Source organism: Salinithrix halophila (assembly GCF_042650125.1).
GTDB classification, from domain to species: Bacteria; Bacillota; Bacilli; order Thermoactinomycetales; family DSM-45169; genus Salinithrix; species Salinithrix halophila.
Window position 1 is genome coordinate 252233 of sequence record NZ_JBHSAP010000007.1, and the last position, 17980, is coordinate 270212.

15 protein-coding genes and 1 riboswitch are annotated in these 17980 nt (G+C 49.5%); of the genes, 3 read left to right on the forward strand and 12 right to left on the reverse strand.

What is annotated here, in order from left to right; all coding sequences use genetic code 11:
• Positions 1-12: 12 nt before the first annotated feature.
• Positions 13-768 (reverse strand): sulfotransferase, encoded by a 756-nt coding sequence (locus tag ACFOUO_RS03350; protein WP_380703229.1) that lies wholly within the window; start codon positions 766-768, stop codon positions 13-15.
• 294 nt (positions 769-1062) lie between these two features.
• A riboswitch (cyclic di-AMP (ydaO/yuaA leader) is annotated at positions 1063-1197 on the forward strand.
• A gap of 145 nt (positions 1198-1342) precedes the next feature.
• Here ACFOUO_RS03350 and ACFOUO_RS03355 point away from each other — a divergent pair.
• On the forward strand, positions 1343-1996 hold the full coding sequence (locus ACFOUO_RS03355; RefSeq protein WP_380702147.1) for a potassium channel family protein: 654 nt from the start codon (positions 1343-1345) through the stop codon (positions 1994-1996).
• A 127-nt stretch (positions 1997-2123) separates the two neighbouring features.
• Here the strand turns inward: ACFOUO_RS03355 and ACFOUO_RS03360 are convergent, their stop codons facing one another.
• From ACFOUO_RS03360 to ACFOUO_RS03380, 5 genes are all read right to left on the reverse strand, one after another.
• Positions 2124-3482, reverse strand: a complete 1359-nt coding sequence (locus ACFOUO_RS03360) for a D-serine ammonia-lyase (protein WP_380702149.1) — start codon at positions 3480-3482, stop codon at positions 2124-2126.
• Positions 3483-4609: 1127 nt separating this feature from the next.
• Positions 4610-5758: a sporulation protein YhbH gene (gene yhbH, locus ACFOUO_RS03365; RefSeq protein ID WP_380702151.1), complete on the reverse strand. Its 1149-nt coding sequence runs from the start codon at positions 5756-5758 to the stop codon at positions 4610-4612.
• A gap of 42 nt (positions 5759-5800) precedes the next feature.
• Entirely contained in the window at positions 5801-7702 is a 1902-nt protein-coding gene (locus ACFOUO_RS03370; protein WP_380702153.1) for a PrkA family serine protein kinase, read from the reverse strand.
• A gap of 347 nt (positions 7703-8049) precedes the next feature.
• Complete coding sequence (gene tnpB, locus ACFOUO_RS03375; protein ID WP_380702155.1) at positions 8050-9180, reverse strand: IS200/IS605 family element RNA-guided endonuclease TnpB; 1131 nt, start codon at positions 9178-9180, stop codon at positions 8050-8052.
• Positions 9181-9361: 181 nt separating this feature from the next.
• The gene (locus tag ACFOUO_RS03380) at positions 9362-9721 is read right to left on the reverse strand and encodes a hypothetical protein (protein WP_380702157.1); all 360 of its coding nucleotides are present in this window, start codon (positions 9719-9721) and stop codon (positions 9362-9364) included.
• Positions 9722-9920: 199 nt separating this feature from the next.
• On the opposite strand from ACFOUO_RS03380, the gene ACFOUO_RS03385 reads away from it, so the two are divergent.
• A complete protein-coding gene (locus ACFOUO_RS03385) occupies positions 9921-11423 on the forward strand; it encodes an amidase domain-containing protein (protein WP_380702159.1) in 1503 nt (500 codons plus the stop codon).
• A gap of 49 nt (positions 11424-11472) precedes the next feature.
• Here the strand turns inward: ACFOUO_RS03385 and ACFOUO_RS03390 are convergent, their stop codons facing one another.
• Positions 11473-12204, reverse strand: a complete 732-nt coding sequence (locus tag ACFOUO_RS03390; RefSeq protein ID WP_380702161.1) for an HAD family hydrolase — start codon at positions 12202-12204, stop codon at positions 11473-11475.
• A 42-nt stretch (positions 12205-12246) separates the two neighbouring features.
• The gene (locus ACFOUO_RS03395; RefSeq protein ID WP_380702163.1) at positions 12247-12711 is read right to left on the reverse strand and encodes a tRNA (cytidine(34)-2'-O)-methyltransferase; all 465 of its coding nucleotides are present in this window, start codon (positions 12709-12711) and stop codon (positions 12247-12249) included.
• Between the two features lie 178 nt (positions 12712-12889).
• Here ACFOUO_RS03395 and ACFOUO_RS03400 point away from each other — a divergent pair, with 178 nt between their 5' ends.
• The gene (locus ACFOUO_RS03400) at positions 12890-13741 is read left to right on the forward strand and encodes a DegV family protein (RefSeq protein ID WP_380702165.1); all 852 of its coding nucleotides are present in this window, start codon (positions 12890-12892) and stop codon (positions 13739-13741) included.
• A gap of 98 nt (positions 13742-13839) precedes the next feature.
• On the opposite strand, the gene ACFOUO_RS03405 is transcribed toward ACFOUO_RS03400, so the two are convergent.
• The 4 genes from ACFOUO_RS03405 to ACFOUO_RS03420 all read right to left on the reverse strand — a co-directional run bounded on the left by ACFOUO_RS03405 (position 13840) and on the right by ACFOUO_RS03420 (position 17970).
• Entirely contained in the window at positions 13840-14856 is a 1017-nt protein-coding gene (locus tag ACFOUO_RS03405; RefSeq protein ID WP_380702167.1) for a cytochrome d ubiquinol oxidase subunit II, read from the reverse strand.
• Positions 14853-16217: a cytochrome ubiquinol oxidase subunit I gene (locus tag ACFOUO_RS03410; RefSeq protein WP_380702169.1), complete on the reverse strand. Its 1365-nt coding sequence runs from the start codon at positions 16215-16217 to the stop codon at positions 14853-14855. The genes ACFOUO_RS03405 and ACFOUO_RS03410 overlap by 4 nt, the downstream gene beginning before the upstream one ends.
• A 132-nt stretch (positions 16218-16349) precedes the next feature.
• Complete coding sequence (locus tag ACFOUO_RS03415; protein ID WP_380702171.1) at positions 16350-17300, reverse strand: amidase domain-containing protein; 951 nt, start codon at positions 17298-17300, stop codon at positions 16350-16352.
• 121 nt (positions 17301-17421) lie between these two features.
• Positions 17422-17970 carry a GNAT family N-acetyltransferase gene (locus ACFOUO_RS03420; protein WP_380702173.1) on the reverse strand — a complete coding sequence of 183 codons (549 nt, stop codon included), beginning with the start codon at positions 17968-17970 and terminating at the stop codon, positions 17422-17424.
• Positions 17971-17980 lie beyond the last annotated feature (10 nt).

Genomic DNA, 17980 nt, shown 5'->3' on the forward strand with positions numbered 1-17980 from the left:
TTATCAGCGATTTTATTTTTCTATTGTAAACCCGAAACTTCGGACGTCTTGGACATGTTCTTCGTTAAAAATACTTAAATCATGTTTTTTATACCGTTCAAAGGACTCGGGTTTCCGAACAATGCGAGACAGCGAATCGATATCCGTTTCATTCACATCCAACTCCAAAAAACGGATCAATTTTTGGATTTCCATTTTGGGGTTAAGACAAAGCTGGTCGTAATTGAGCACGAAAAACCGGTTGCCCAAAAGCTTGTTACCCAGTCTGATCGATCTACGATTCACTTTGATCCAATAGTTGAGTTGGGCAACAGGCAGGTATTTATCATCTTTGGGAATCTCAATGTTAAAACGACTCGCCCAAAGATGTAGCTGCCGTTTGTTTTCACTAAACGCCATGTCCAACCCATTTCGTATGACATGAATATATTTGAGTGAACGAAAATGCTTATTCATCGATTTTAAATAGAGATGGATCCAAGGGGCTTTAAACCCCCATCCGATATAGGGAGTGTAATCAACGTTATAACGATGGACCATCCCTTTTTCAAATTCTTTTAGGATGTGCCGATGTCTCGATCGAGGGAGACGGATAAAAAGCTTTTTCTTCCTATTTAATGAGATATTATCTTTTTCAACACTTTCCGATCCCATGTAAAAGCCCAGTTGCTTTAACAATTCCGCAACCACTCTGGTTCCGCTTCCCCCTACCCCACCGATCGCAACCGGCCCCGGCAATCGCTTCATTGGTTTTTTTCGAAGCTTCATCTTCACCTATGGTTTATCTCCTTTCTCCCATTTATATCATCCTATGTGTTTTATTCACTAGTGTTCTAGGTTGGATGCAAAAGCACGCGAATACCCTGTCTTGGGTATTTACCATGCGGAGGTTTTGCCTTTTTCGACAACTAAACAAAACCTCACTATCGGTTACAGGTTTATTTGAATGTTGGGTTTTATTTTTGGTTGTAAAACCTCTGTCTAGATCATCGAAAAGTACTTGACAACATGATTGTTATGGCAGTAAATTAGGTTCATATTTCGTCAAACGCTGATAAAGCGCCATTCTATTCGCTGAATCCGTAAGGAGCGGGGGACCCGACTTTCTTGGGGTGAATCCTGTACCGCACAGGTAGGGCAAACTCTCCATCAGCCCGAATCCGTCAGCTAACCCCGTAAGCGTTCCGGAGAGGGAGTGGTGGTTTCTTTTGTATGGTTTTCAACCAGCCACCGAAGTGACCCACTTCGATGGCTTTTTCTATGAAGGCGTTCCTCCTTAATCTTCTTGACTCTAAAGAAATGATCGTAGACTCCACTTTGAATGCAGCAAAGGAGAATCGGCATGAACAAACAATTTGCGGTTATTGGACTCGGTCGATTCGGCAGCAGTGTCGCAAAGACCCTTCATGATATGGGATATGAAGTGATGGCCATCGACAAGGATCCCCAGCAGGTCCAGGCTTTTTCTCAGATCGTCTCCCACGCAGTCGAAGCGGATTCCACCGATGAACATGCGTTGAGGGCGCTTGGGATCCGCAATTTTGACGTTGTGGTTGTTTCCATCGGAGAAGACATCCAATCCAGCATTATGACTACCCTGGTCCTTCAAGAGTTGGGCGTAAAAAAAGTAGTGGTAAAAGCACGGAACGACCTCCATGGAAAAGTTCTCTACAAGATCGGTGCTCATAAAGTGGTTTATCCGGAGCGAGACATGGGGGTACGGGCTGTTCACAACCTCATCTCTCCCAACATCCTCGACTACATCGAACTGGCAGACGATTACAGTATTATTGAAATGAGTGCTGGAAAATTTTTCGCAGGAAAGACACTAGAGGAAATCGATATCCGGGCTCAATTCGGCTGCAATGTCATGGCCATTAAAAGCGGTCCACACATCAATATCGCTCCCTTGGCGGACGATACCATCCATGAGGGAGACATCCTCGTCATGATCGGACACAACAATGACCTGAAGAAGTTGGAGGAAAAAGCGTAAACGCGGCGCTCATGGAGTGTTAACGATATGGAAGACGCCGGGGCCGGTTTAAAAACCGCTGATCGATTAGAAAAAAGCCGGGCGAGGGTTGACCTCCGCCCGGCTTTTCTATTTTCGTCTTTTATCCCTAACCATTGGAACCCGATCCTTTGGCCATGTATTCGGACATGATAGGTTCAGGCACCATGCTTCCTCCAGTTGCCCATACCATATGCGTGCTGTTTCCCAGCTTGTCGATCAGGCCATGCTCTTTCAAATACGAGACGCCAGCATTCGAATGCAAGAGTCGATAAGGCCCGGGCATTCCCGCCAAAGCGGAGGGCTCCAACTCAATGTTTTCCTTCTTGCTCAACGTATACAACAGGGTATACAAGGTCTCGTCATCCACGGTAAAGGTTCCGCTTAACAGCGGTTCGATGATTTTACCGACAAAACGAGAGGGCCTGCCTACAGCGAGGCCGTCCGCAGAAGTCTTGTTATCGATCCCAAAATCCTGTACAGAAACCTGATCATGAAGCCCAGTCAGCAAACCCAACAGCATACTGGGTGAATGAGTTGGTTCGGAAAAAAAGCAGTGTACATGCTCCTTGTAGATCTGCTTTAAGCTGAAAGCGATACCGCCAGGGCCTCCACCTACGCCGCACGGCAAATAGACGAATAAAGGGTGATCCTGGTCAACAGGTATTTCCAACCTCTCCAACTGCCCCTTTAATCGAAAAGCTGCCACTGCATATCCCAAAAACAGTCGTTTGGAATTCTCATCATCGATAAAATAACAGGTTGGATCCGCTTCTGCCTGCTTCCTCCCTTCTTCCACCGCTTTGCTGTAATCGGTAGCGTGTTCAACGACCGAAACCCCTTTGCTTCGAAGCAAGTCCTTTTTCCACTGCTGGGCGTCTGCCGACATATGCACCGTCACCGAAAACCCCAACTTTGCACTGATGATACCGATGCTTAAGCCGAGATTCCCGGTCGATCCCACCACGATGGAATAATTAGAAAAAAACTGACGAAATCGATCAGAGTGAAGAACGGTATAATCGTTATGAACCGAAAGCATTCCGTGTTGCATGGCTAGTTCTTCCGCATGGGCCAATACTTCGTAAATGCCACCCCTCGCTTTGATGGATCCGCTCACCGGCAAGTGACTGTCGCACTTAAGCAACATGCGCCCAGGAATGGCTCCCCCAAATTGACGTTCCAACTCCTCCTGCATCTGTGGAATGGGAACCAAAGGCGATTCGATGATCCCTCCAACTTCTTTGGTTTCCGGAAAAGCCTCCGCGATATAGGGAGCAAACCGCTTCAGTCTTGCTTCCGCATCCGCAATATCGGCTTCAGACAGGGAAGGGACAGCATGCTCAAATGGTTTGTAATGAGGATTCGTCCAAAAAACCGCTTTGGTGGAAACGATGTCAGTCAAAATCGGAAATTCAGACATCCACCCATCGAATGTTTTGCCTGCAACCTGCTTTTTCGATTCCATGGCGTACCCTTCCTTCCTCTGCTACTTATCGAACCATCGACTGTCGGAAGCTGCACAATAATCATTAAACCTTCAGTTTTTCTCTCAACATTATGGCCCTTTCATCGGTTTGTCAACTGTTTATGGGTGGGAAAAAGAACCTTCCCATTCGGGTATAGGGTAGCCTATGGAGGTGTCTGTCCGTACAGAAGTCCAAACCTCTGACCACTTCACCCACCAGGGCGATTCCTACAATCCAAAACACCCTGGGCATCCATTCCAAGATGAGTACCTATCGAGGATTTATTCATTCATCCAGCAACGCTGTCGTTATCATGAAACACACAAAAAACCCCGCTTTCATGAAAAAGTGGGGTTGCTTTCCCTTCTTCGAGAAAAAATGCTTCAGTACACCGTCCACATGCCCTTTTTAGCGGATGATATAGTGCATGAAATTCTTGTCCTGGATGTGTATGTTGGCCTTCATCAGGGTCGAATGCCGATTATACTGGTCAAATACAACTGGAAATATAGGAGGCTAGCTGCTGCCATGAAACTATATTTCGGTTTTTTCCCGCTTTTCACCCAAACCTGCCGCTAAAGCTAAAAATACATACGGAAATGTTAATAATATTAATTCCAAAAACCCAAAAACATGAAATAATAGGTTGTCAGGAGCTTTTTCCCATCAACATAATAGCCTTTCCCAGTCATATAAAATCCAACAAGTAAATAGGTTAGAAAAGAGATTACAAGGGTGCTCGCAGTTAGGGCATCTAATTTGATTTTAGAGATGACTAACCCAAAATACACCAAATAGATAAGCCCTAAAAATATTAACAGCAAAGGGATATAATCTGGTTCATATACGGATGGATTCATACTATCAAAATCAAACAAATTTTATCACTCCATATTTTTCTGCTTCCAGGCTTCTTCCCTTTTCCAACATATCGACCAAATTAAATCAGACCCATATTATCAAATATTTATTATGATGTAAATAATATTTTTCTATTCGACCTTTATTAATATCCGACTGACACTGCGTTAACAGAAAAAGTAGAAAAAACTTATCGTCCAAAGGGTGATCTTCGAAAAGGAAAACCCGCCCCCAATATGGGAGCGGGTTTTCCTAATACCTTCCCTTAGCCTGTGTCTCCTCTCTTCGAGAAGAAGTGCTTCAGCGCATCGTACACCTGCCCTTTTTCCCGGATGACATAGTGCATAAATTTCTTGTCCTGGATATGCTTGTAGCCGTTCATGAGGGTGCTGTGGCGGTTGTATTGGTTCACCTCTCCGTAGCCGAAGATATTGCAGCGGTTCATCAGCTCCTTGACCAATTTCGTGCAACGTTCGTTGTCGGAGGTGAGGTTGTCGCCGTCGGAGAAATGGAAGGGGTATATGTTGTAACGGTAGGCGGGATAGCGTTCGTCGATAATCTGGAGGGCTTTCCGGTAGGCGGAGGAACAGATAGTGCCACCGGATTCTCCCTTATTGAAAAACTGTTCTTCGGTCACTTCTTTGGCTTCGGTATGGTGGGCGATAAAGACGATTTCCACCTGGTCGTATTTGGTGCGAAGGAAGCGGGTCATCCAGAAGAAGAAGCTGCGGGCAATGTACTTTTCAAAGATGCCCATCGAGCCCGAGGTGTCCATCATGGCAAGAACGACGGCGTTGGAATGGGGGATGACGATATCCTCCCAGGTTTTAAAACGCAAATCTTCATCGGAGATGCGTCCGAAACCCTTCCCTCCCCGTATGGCATTCCGTTTGAGGGATTCCAAAAGAGTTCGCTTCTTGTCGATGTTGCCCATTAGGCCTTTTTTGCGGACGTCGTTAAAGCGGACATCTTTGGTAACGATCTCATCCTGTTCTTTGCGTTGCAGGTGAGGCAATTCCATCTCGGAGAAAAGAATGCTCTCCAGTTCCTCAACGGAGATTTCAGCTTCATAGTAATCTTGACCGGGGGAATTGCCCGCCCCCTGCCCTTTGCCCGGTCCTCTTTCACCGGGTTCACGGCCGAGGACGTCACCGACCTGGCTTTTTCCATCCCCCTGGCCCACATGCTTTCCCTTGTTGTAGTTGTATCGGAAGCGGTATTCGTCCATGGAACGGATCGGTATCTTTACCACCTGCTTCCCGTCGGAGAGGATAATACTCTCCTCCGAGATAAGATCGGCCATGTTTTTCTTGATGGCCTCTTTCACCTTCTGCTGGTGGCGTACCTGATCTTGGTAGCCCTTTCGGTGCAGGGACCAATCTTCTTGGGAGACGGTAAACAAGGGGTCTTTCATGTGGGGTTCACCTCCCATCCCTGTCCCGGAATCTCTTTTTGTTTATCGGTTGAGGAGGCTGCCCACATAACGGAGCAGCTCGTTGGCACTGGCGGTGGTATAGCCGTGTTTATCCACCAAGGTGACAATCACTTCGTTGATCTTCTTCAACTGATTCTCGTCCGGTGTCTTGGTGGAGGTAGTGATTTTGACCACGTCTTTCAGGTCGGTGAACAGCTTCTTTTGAATGGCCTCCCGCAACCGGTCGTGGCTGTTATAGTTGAACCTTTTTCCTTTGCGGGCAAACGCAGAGATACGGATCAGGATCTCCTCTCGGAAGGCTTTCTTCGCGTTTTCCGAAATCCCGATCTGTTCCTCGATGGAACGCATCAGCTTCTCGTCAGGCTCCAGTTCTTCCCCCGTCAGCGGATCGCGAATCTTCGTCCAGTTGCAGTAGGCTTCTACATTGTCCAGGTAATTGTCCATGAGGGTTTTCGCCGATTCCTCATAGGAGTAAACGAAGGCTTTCTGTACTTCTTTCTTAGCTAGCTCGTCATACTCTTTCCGAGCAATTGAAATAAAATTCAGATAACATTCTCTTTCATCCTTGTTGATGGACGGATGTTGATCCAAGCCGTCTTTGATCGAACGAAGAATATCCAGGGCGTTGATATAATTTGCTTCGGTACGGATGAGAGCGCTGGAGATACGGTTGATCACATAGCGGGGATCAATGCCGGACATGCCCTCGTCCAGATGTTCGTTGCGGAGGTCCTCAACGTCGGTCTCCTTGTAACCCTCCACGGACTTACCATCGTACAGACGCATTTTCTTAACCAGGTCCATGCCCTGTTTTTTGGAATCCTTCAGCCGTGTCAGGATACTGAAGGTAGCCGCCGCCTTCAGAGCGTGCGGAGCAATATGAATATGGCCCAGATCGCTCTGCCGAATCAGCTTTTCGTATATTTTTTCTTCTTCAGAGACCTTCAGGTTGTAGGGCACGGGCATCACGATGATCCGGGATTGGAGCGCCTCGTTCTTCTTGTTAGCGATAAAGGATTTATATTCCGATTCGTTGGTATGGGCGATGATCAGTTCATCCGCTGAAATCAGGGCAAACCGCCCCGCCTTGAAGTTCCCTTCCTGCGTGAGGGACAAAAGATTCCATAAAAACTTCTCATCACATTTCAACATTTCCTGGAATTCCATCAGGCCGCGGTTGGCTTTGTTCAGTTCCCCGTCGAAACGGTAGGCGCGGGGGTCGGATTCTGACCCATATTCGGTAATGGTGGCAAAATCGATGCTCCCGGTGAGATCCGCGATATCCTGAGACTTGGGGTCGGAGGGGCTGAATGTACCGATCCCCACGCGATCGTCCTCGGAGAATAGGATCCTCTTAATCACTACATCCTCGATTCTCCCCCCGTATTCCTCCTTGAGCATCATCCGGCAAGAGGGACAGAGATTCCCTTCAATCCGGACTCCCAGCTCCTTCTCCACATCGGGGCGCATGGAGTGAGGAATCAGGTGAAGAGGTTCTTCCTGCATGGGACATCCTTTAATCCCGTACACCGCACCGGCATCCGTTCGGGAATAATTCTCCAATCCTCTTTTCAGCATGGTGACAATCGTCGATTTGCCTCCTGAGACGGGGCCCATCAGGAGGAGAATCCGCTTGCGAACATCCAACCGGCGAGCTGCCGAGTGAAAATACTCCTCCACTAGACGCTCAATGGAGCGATCCAGACCGAACAGTTCCCGGCTGAAAAAGCGGTACTCCTTGTTGCCTTGCTCGTCTTTTTCGACACCGGCTCCGGCAATCATATTGTAAACCCTGGAATGAGCGGTCTGTGCCAATTCCGGACGATCCCGCACCATCCCCAGATACTCCTCAAACGATCCTTCCCATGCCAACTTCTCTTCTCTTTGCCTTTGCTCTGCAATGCGCTTCAGGATGTTGTCCATAAGAGCCTCCTCTCAGCTCTCGTATGTGATACTCGTCGGATGCTTCTCCCCATGGTATTCACCGTTTCCGGACGACATGATCGTAGAAAAACCTGCCCCTTGCAAAAAGGGTACCTGTTTCTTGGGAAACCAGGGATGAAGCCCTCCCACTCACAGGTTCCAACAGACTCGTAACAAGGCTGGCTGCTGGAGTGGTATATATTTATGCGAGGGCAAGGACAATGTTTCACTTCACACCGCTTGAACATAAGAAAAAGCCCATTCATTGAACCTCCCCCACCTACGCTCACGCTAAGAGGTGGGGGATTCTTGGGAACTCCCGGCTACTGACAGGATCTTTACCAAGCTTAGACCGTCGTCCCAACGGCAAGGAGTCTTAATCCTTCTTGCAAGATATTGCGAGCCGCGTTGATATCCCGATCATGATGCTGGTTGCATGTAGGGCATGTCCACTCCCGAAGGTTAAGATTCTTTACCCCTTTGTTTCGGTAGCCACAGGAGGAACATAGCTGGCTGGAAGGGAACTGCTTGCCCACTTTCACGACAGTTCTTCCCATCCATTCGGCCTTGTAGGTCAGCATGGCCACAAATTCCGACCAGGACGCATCCGTGATGGATTTAGCTAGCTTATGGTTTTGCACCATGTTGTTCACAGATAAGTCTTCGATGCTCACCACTTGGTTTTCGCGAATGAGCTTCGTAGACAACTTATGGAGGAAGTCATGGCGTGCGTGGGTAATCTTCTCGTGGATGCGTGCCACTCTGATGCGTGCTTTGTGCCAGTTGGCACCGCCCTTGGTGCGACGGCTCATGATCCGTTGTGCCTGTACCAATTGCTTTTCGTACTTCCGGAAATACTGAGAGGGTTTGACCTTTGTCCCATCGGTCAAGATCGCGAAGTTTTTCAGCCCGAGATCCACCCCAACCGTTTTCCCCTTTTCCACTGGAATATAGGGACTCGCCTTTCTCTCACACAGCACAGATACAAAGTACTTACCTGAAGGATTGCGGCGAATCGTAGCGGAAAGAATGCGCCCTTCTACTTCGCGGGATTTGGCGAACTTGACCCATCCCAGTTTCGGTAGTTTGATGCGGTTATCGACAACTTCCATCGTCGGCTTCCCTTTTTTCGGATAGTTACACTGACTGGTGTAAGACTGAACACGATTCCGTTTACTTTTAAATCGAGGGCGTTCATTTTGCTTTTTGAAGAAGCGAGAAAAGGAGTCAGCGAGGTGTTTTAACGTATTCTGGAGCGACGTGGAATCCACTTCACGTAGCCACTCGATTTCTCTTTTTAGCTGAGTCAGTCGAGCAGAACAACTCGCGTAAGTCAGACCTTTTCTCGTGTTTTCATAGGTAGCATTCCACTTGGCTAGGAACTGGTTGAACACAAATCGACTACACCCAATGGACTTATTTATGAGAATGGCTTGTTTCTTTGTCGGATAGATGCGAAATTTGAATGCTTTATGCATGATTTTTCACCTCCCCGTATGTATCTACCATCATGATACGCTATTCTTTCATGTGCCGTCAGCTACTACATGTCGGACTTGCGTGAGGAGTAAAAAACACCCCTCCCTCGTCCGACGCGCCGATTCATCCCCCACTTATAGAAGGTGGAGGTGTTCTCGGCGCATAGCTAATAAACCTGACTCAAAAGTTCTTCTCCTTACCCCCATTGCGAGCGCGAAGAAGGATGAAGCCGAGCATCGACCAGAAGGATGTCAACATAAAAAGAGCGATGAAGAACAAGAGAGTCATCGGCTGTATTCCCATGAAACGGCAACCCTGTTCAGTCGGTGCAGCTAGAGCGCCAACCCCAGCCAATACAGGGATCGGCAATACAGGCCACAAATGCTTCCCCGAGAGCCCTCCGCCCCTGTAGTTTATACTCTCCCGCAAGTATAAAAGCCCAAATACCAAGGTCTCTCCGGCAAAAAGGATTAAAAGTACCGGGGCCAAGATAAGGACTTCACAGACGATGGAACTGACACTGATGATCATTTCTTCCACCAGGTTCATCTCCTGACACTATAAAATCAACCCCCATTTTAAGGTATTCTCCCCAGAGGTTCAAACTTTTTTTTCCAGAAGCGGGGTTCTGTAAATTCAATAGGCAAAATAGCCTATTGACGCCCCCCCTTTTAAAAACTATGATACAATTGGAATTAGAATATTTTTCGATAAAAGCACGTAAAAAGGGGATAGGCTCTTGAACAAAAACGGGAAGGACAACAAGTTCAAGAAGATTATGGGGAATAAGAAAGTTCTCTGGATTACGGGCGCTTCGCTGGCTGTCGTATTCACCTGTTCCTCTTTGGCTTTTGCCGGAGCTTTCGGTGGCGACCATGACACAGACAAGGTGTGGAACGGTTCATCCGGCAAGAAGACAGCCCAGGCTGCTAAAGAAGACGAATCTACGGAGAAATACGACACCGTGTCGGACAAAGAGTTAGCCGACAACATCAGCTATTACAATGAAAGCCCCAAAAGTGAACAGCAAATCAAACGGGAGCACCAAGCTGCCGTCAAAATCGTCCAGCAAAAAAGCAATCAAAATGCCAAACCTGACTTAAACGACCCCCGCTACCGTGACAAAGTGCGGAGCGCGGCTACCAACCTGGAAGGCTTGACTGACGCCCAGAAGAAACAGGTTCAAGGTTACGTGAAAGATGTCGGCGAATACGAGAACAAAGAAAAGAACAAGCGGCTGCGGGAGTTGAAGGAAAAGGCAAAGAAAGGGCAACTGACCCAAGAGGAAAAAGCCGAACTGTACAACCTTCAGCCTATTAAAAACCCGGGGCCCAAAATTAAAGCGACACCTGTCAAAAACAAACCGAAAAAAGAAACCTCCGAAAAGGAACAAGCGACGGATTCGGAGAAACCCGACGGTCAACAAGAGGAAAACCAAGAACTGCCTCGAAAATCTGAGGAGCAACCAGAGGAAGATCAAGAGCTACCTCGGAATCCTGAGGACGAGCAAGGGGACAAGGGCACAGAAGAAGAGCCTCAACAACCTGACGAACAACCTAACGAACAACAGGGAGATAATGCCGATCAGGAACAGCCCCAGGCACCTGACAACGAAGGCGGGAACGAAGAAGAACGACCACAACAACCCGGTGATCAACCAGGGGAGGACCAAGAAGAACCACAACAACCTGGTAGCCAACAGCCTCAACCCCAACCGCAGACCCAGCCAGGTAAAGAAGCCAATGGCTACGACCGGGCAAAAGTCCGAGAGTACGCATATAAATGGTGGAACAAGCGAAACAACGAGCAATACGGTTTCTACAGCCGTGAAAGAGGCGGTTGCTACGACTGCTGGTACGATTGTACCAACTTTGTTTCTCAAGCGATGAAAGCAGGCAATTTCAAGGAAAAGAAAGGCCGCTACGACTGGTACGATTACTGGTATTACAACGACACCCGCCCCGCAATGACCTGGAGTGTGGCCAACAGCTTCTTTAAACACATGAAGTTGGTCCGCAAGGCCCAGCAGGCTTCTGACCCCTCTCAACTGAAGGTAGGGGACATCCTCAACGTAGACTTCGAGAAAGACGGGTATATCGATCACAGCGTCATCGTTACCAAGATAGAATGGGGTATTATCTACGCCACTTATCACACCAGTGACAATAAAGACAAACCGATCAACGATTGGTTCATGCTCTACGATGTCTACGGATGGAAGATGGGAACGGCCAAAAACTGATCACTCTATGAAACCCCCCCGTTGAATAAACGAGGGGGTTTCGCTCTGTTTAACCTACTTTTATCGGGGCAAATATCCCTTTTCCGTCCTTCAGATCCTCCAACAGTTCTGCCAATGTCCCTTCCTGGTCGGGTCGATAAGCGGGTTCGCCTCTGTCAATCCGGCAATCCTTCACAAAATAGGTCTTCATGCCAACTGTTGAAGCAACCATGTCCTCCTGCATATCGTTCCCCACCATGATACACGCTTCGGTGTCTACACCCATCGCCTGAGCGACTTCTCTATAATATTCCGGTCGGGGTTTACACCAGTGGGTCTCCTCATAGACGGACACCCACTCCACCAGGTCATCGACTCCGGCCCAACGCATACGTTCCCGGATCGCCGCCTTGGGAAAAACCGGATTGGTGGCCACCGCCACTCGAAATCCCCTGTCCAAGGCCGCCTCCACCACCTGGCGCGATATCGGCGCCTCATGGACGTACTTTTGTAACCCTGAAAAATGCTCCTCGTAAAAACGGTCAAAAAGCGGCCAAATCTCCTCCCGTTTCAAGCCTGACCGAGCCAGAAAGCGGCGTGCAAAGATCTCCTCATTGGTGACATTTCCATCCTCACTGTCAATCATAGCCAAGGTGGCATCCAATATCAGATCAACCAATTTGTCCGGAGGAATGATATGGGCCATATGGGGGGTTAGCTCCTTTAGGTACTGGACAATAAAAACTTCCGTATCCATTGGAAGCAACGTCCCGTCTAGGTCAAAACAGATCACTCTGGTCATACTTAACCCCTCTCCGTTCTCTGTCTCCATTGGAACCAGACCTTACGTGAGGTCGGCAAAACCGATCTGACGCATCGCTTCATAGACGACAATCGACGCCGCATTCCCCAGATTGAGGGAGCGCACGGAGGGTCGCATCGGGATTCTGATGCAGGTTTTTTCGTACCTTTCTCGAATTTCCTGAGGTAACCCCTTGGATTCCTTCCCAAAGACGAAAATATCGCCCTCCCGATACTGGAAAGCGTCATATCTTTTTTCCGCCTTCGTCGTGGCACAAAAAAAACGTCCCCTGGGAAACGCGGCACTAAACTCCGCAAAGGAATCGTAGTACCGAACATCTACATGATACCAGTAATCCATCCCCGCCCGTTTCAGGTATTTGTCATCCGTGGAAAAACCGAGAGGGCGAATCAAATGGAGGATCGAACCGGTCACCGCACAGGTACGGGCGATATTACCGGTGTTATTGGGGATTTCAGGCTCAACCAGACAAATATGAAATGGCATAGGTAGGTCTTCCTCTCCAACGTAAACTGCTTCCCTATTGTACCGAAAACCGAAGAAAACCCCAACCACTCGCCACGGTCCCGGTAACGCAGATGAACAAAGGATACGGATTTTCTTTTGGAGAATAGTTGTTCCCTTCCACCTATGCCCCGTATACTAGGACAAAGGAGGTTTATCATTGACTAAGATAGCACTTGTCACAGACAGCTCCTGCGATTTGCCTACCGAGTTGCTTCGTAGGTTTGATATTGAAGTGGTCCCTCTCCGGATCGTCTATGACCACCATGAATACCGCGACGGAATCGACATCCAACCCGCCGAGGTGTATGACCGGTTGGAAAAAGAAATTCCCAACACATCGATGCCTTCTCCTGAAGACATCCAGCATACATTTCAAAAATTGAAAGACAACGGTTATACCCATTGCATCGTAGTGGCTCTATCTTCCGGGCTGTCAGGCACCTTCAATACCTTCCGGTTGATGGCTGAGGATTTTGAAGGGATGAAGATCGATGTCATCGATTCCAAAGGTCTTTCCTGGGTACTTGGGTTTCTCGTCCTAGAAAGTGCTAAGTTGATTCGGCAGAAGATGGATTATGAGGAGATCCTGGAGAAGATCGAACAGGCGAAGGAGCATATCCGTGGTTTTTTTGTCATCGACACCCTGGAGTACCTCAAAGCGGGCGGTCGAATCGGAAAAGTGGCTGCCACTTTGGGTACCATGCTCAACCTCAAGCCGGTCATCTCCATTGATCAAGAAGGGAAATTCACCCCTTTCACCCTCGCTCGAGGAAAAAAACAGGCGCTGAAAAAGATGCTGGAAACCGTTTTAAAGCAATTAGAGTCCACCAAGGCCAACATCGCCATCCTCCAAGGACGAGCCGAAAAGGAGGCGGAAGCACTACGGGAAAAGCTTAAAGAAATTGAAAATGTTTGCGAGTTGACGATCAGCTCCATCAGTCCCGCCCTTGTTGTCCACACCGGCCCTGGTCTCGTCGGTCTGGTTATCGACCCGGTAACAAAAGAATGACCCACACGCCAATAACCTACGGCACCCTTAAAAAGGGTGCCTTTTATTTTATTCATGGCTTGATTGGTGGCTCCTGTGCCCTTGAGGTCGGAAGCAGACTACCCCCGGTTCAGGTATCGCTTGTCCTTTAGAAACAAGCGCCAGAACAGATAAAAACCTGGGACCAGGATCGCTAAGCCAATCGCATAAGAGATAAGCAGAGAGCGGAAAATACTTGGGTTGGTAATTCCTTCCTGGAGAGTCAATGCCGGATAGATCATATAGGGAAGGTGCGAAACCCCGTAGGCATAGGACGCGAGAACAAACTGTAGGATAAAAGCGGTGAAAGCGATCCGGGGAGCTCCTTGGCCCCTTTTTGTCTTCCACCAGTAGGCACTGTAACCGAAAAGAAAGGCGGTTGCGGAAGCCAGAAACCAACCACTGTTTTCACTGATATTGGCTCGCAACCATCCTGCCTCGGGTCCCATAGACAGGACAGTCACCATTCCGACCAGTAGCGTGAGGGGGCCCAACCAGATCGCGTGACGGCGGAACACGAGATAGGCTTCCTCATCCTCTGCTTCCCGGGAATAATCCGCTAGAAAGGCAGCAGACAGAAATAGCTCGCTGGCCAGCCCAAAAGCCAAGTATGTATAAGTGACCCGACTGGAAAAGAGTTTGCCGGTAAGGAGACGACCATCCGCCGGATCGATAAAACCTCCGGCGACAACCGGTAACACCAAGACCAACAGCGCGGGGATCAGGAGGCCTGTCGTCCCGGAAACGATGCTGAGAGCATTTTGAAAACGGGGAGCCGAATAGGCAAACACCATCAAGGCACTACGGATTGTCAGCAGAATTAATACCAGAGAGCCTGGAAGCAACAACGCCAAGGCCAACGATGTCACAGCCGATGGGAAAAAGACGACCAGCGTCACCACCAGCATGACGAGAAAAACATTGGTGACTTCCCAGGTGGGGGACAAAAAGCGATTGGCGAGGGCACCGGCACGATTATCCTTCAGCCGACCATAAACCATTCCCCAAAAACCCGCACCGAAATCGACAGAACCCAAGATCGCATACATAAAGACAAACATCCAAATGATCGAAATGGCCAAGATCGCATTACTCACCCGAGGCTCTCCCCTTCCCTGCCTTTGCCGGAATGGAGGGCCGCTAATTCTTCATTGAGCGGGCGCCGGCGGAAATAGGCGCGCATGACCCAGACTGTGGCCACCGCTAGCAGAAGGTAAAGCGAAATGAACAGAACAAACCAAGTCAGAAGCCCTCCAGCATCCGTCACCGCCTCTGCCGTCCGTTGCAAATGATAGACCGTCCACGGCTGACGACCGCTGCAGGTGAAAACCCAACCGAATTCGATGGCCAGCACGGAAAGTGGCCCCGTGGTCGTGAGCACCCATAAAAGCCAACGGGGCATGGGGGCTTTACCCCTTTTCCAGCGAACCATCCAGGCGAAACCCGCCAACAGGATGAGCAGGCTACCGATCGCCACCATCAGATTAAAAAGAGTGTGAACGTAAAAGGGTGGCCAGGTATCCCGGGGAAAATCATTCAACCCTTTCACCACCGCATCGAAGCGGTTATCCGCTAAGAAACTGAGCATCCAGGGAATCTCTATCGCCCCTTTCAGCTTCCCTTCCTCCAGATCGGCGATTCCTCCTAAAGCTAACGGAGCATAAGCCTGGGTTTCAAAGAGACCTTCTGCTGCTGCTAGTTTCTCCGGCTGGTTTTCATGGAGAACTTGGCCCGCCCAGTGCCCATTGAAGGCTGTAGCCAAGGACATCAGCCCGCCCACGGTCAAGGAGAGCATCAAAGCTTTCCGATGGTAACGATACAAAGCTTCGTCCTGTTTTCCCTTCAGCATCCGCCAAGCAGCAATGCCGGACACGACAAAAGCACCCGTCATATAGGCAGAAACCAGTACATGGAGGGCGGCTGACGGAAAACTCGGATTGAGGAAGGCTTCCAAAGGTCGAACATTGATGACCGATCCATCTGCTGCCAGGTCAAAACCGGCGGGTGTATTCATCCACGCGTTGGCTGAAGTAATCAAAACCGCAGAAGCACTGCCGCCCAGGGCAACGAAGAAAACACTCAAAACGCGAAGAAGAGGGGAAAGACGGTCTGCTGCATACACATAAATCGACATAAAAAGGGCTTCCAAGAAAAATGCGAACAACTCCACCTGGAAGGGAAGGGCGATGACTTGCCCCACCCATTCCATGAACTTGGGCCACAAAAGAGACATCTGAACGGCTACGATGGTGCCGGAGGGGATGGCCACCCCCAACAGGATGGCCTGAGCTTTGGTCCATCGCTTGGCCATCAGAGTATATTCCCGATCCTTCGTGATTTGGTAGGCGATTTCTGACACGAAAATCATAAAGGGTAGCCCGACACCCAGGGTAGCAAAAATGATATGGAAACCGAGCGAGCTTCCGAACAAGGAGCGAGCCGTCGTTAATTCATCCACTTATTTCATCCCATTCCATTTCCGTCATCCAATTTTAGGATGAGCTTAGGGGCATGGATGTATACCGGCTCCTCCCACCGATACAACACAAAAACCGGTTGCACGCGGGAACCGGTCTAGTGGCGACATTCATCAGTTTGCATCAATACGGAAAAAACGATATCGGATCTTGGGCGTCCAAGCGTGGGAATCCCGGTAGTCCCAGTAACGGTGGCGGCTATTGACTGTATGCGCGTTGACCAGAGGCATACCCGCCGGATCAAGAGCGGTCACAATCGTGTTATGCTGCCAGCGTCCGTCTCCCTCCCAGTCGTAGCAGATCACATCCCCCGGAGTCAATTGACGAGGATCCTCCACCTGACGGGCCCTCGCCGTCCTGCCCTTCGTCAACCAATTGACCAGGCTGTGGGCTACGGTCCAGCTATAGCTCCAGTTTTCTCTGCTTCCCCGGTACCACCAGCCAGAGTCCCGCCGTCTGGAAAAATCCATCGGGATGCCACCCGCGTGGAGGCACTGGGAGATAAAATTGGTACAGTCATCCGTAAACTTCCGGTAGCGCGGGTTGGCACCGTTCCACCAAGTTTCCGCGTACTGAACAGCTTGCATCCGGTTATATCCTGTACCTGCCGCTTCCCCCTCCCGAAGGGGCTGATAAAAAGACCAGACCTTGCTCCGATCCGTATCCATCTCCTCTGCTAACCGGCATTCGGCAATGGACCACCCTTCACTCCCCTCAGCAAGCCGAAGCTGAAAACCGTTGATTTCCTCCTGTTCGCACATCCCCTCTTCCATCAGATAAAAAAACCGCTGGTGGGCGGAAACATGCATAAGGATCGATCCGTCTTCATCCCTTTCTTCTCTGAGAACCCGAACCCGCGTCTCCCCTTTGACAGGCCGGATCTGTCTCTTTTCCTGCTGTTCTCGAATCCGGTTCCAACGCTTCCGTTCCTCTTCCACCCAGTCCGCCTCTCCGTCAAGCACCCATGAAAAAAGGCGGTCAGGCTCCCCTTCCACCCACAACTGGTTCTGCCCGCGGAACCAGGTCAGGACCGGCTGTCTCCATGAACGTTTTACCACAGGCACCGCTCCCCCCGTCCAGTCAGACGTCTCTCCATCATCATATGAGAGATAGGGGCGTGGGTATGCGCCTAAACCAAAACCCTCCGGCCCACTCATGCCGAAGGGTTATTCATACAAAATGACGTCATAGACGAAGCACCATATGCTCCTCGTCTATATATCGATCTCCCAGCTTCATCGCCTCTTTCTCCCGCCCGTAGACGGTAAAGCCCATCGCTTCATATAAACGTTTCGCGGGTGCATTTTCGGTTGCGACACACAGCTGAATCTGCTCCAAACCAGGTAAGCGGCGACAACGAAGCAGAACTTCCTTCAACAAGGTCTGCCCCAGGGCGCTCCCCCTCGCTTCGGGTGCGATATACATCCCCCACAAAGATCCTTTGTGCTGCATCTTCTTTTCTTTTTGCCGATAAAAGCCAGCAAGGCCGATCAAGTTCTGTTTGCTGTCAAACGCCCCAAGGATAAACTGGTCTAATCCCGCTTTCAGCATCCGGGCCAGGGAGTCAGGGTCCCGATACCGGATCTCTGATTCATCGACGTCCGCTCCAAAAAGATTCGGGTGTTCACGTAAGCACCGCAACCGGAGCTCCCGAAAAGTTTCTGCATCCCCCGGCGTCAGCTCACGGATGTTTACACCCCCCACTCCATTACCCATGACCGCGTTCTCTTCCATGATATCTCCT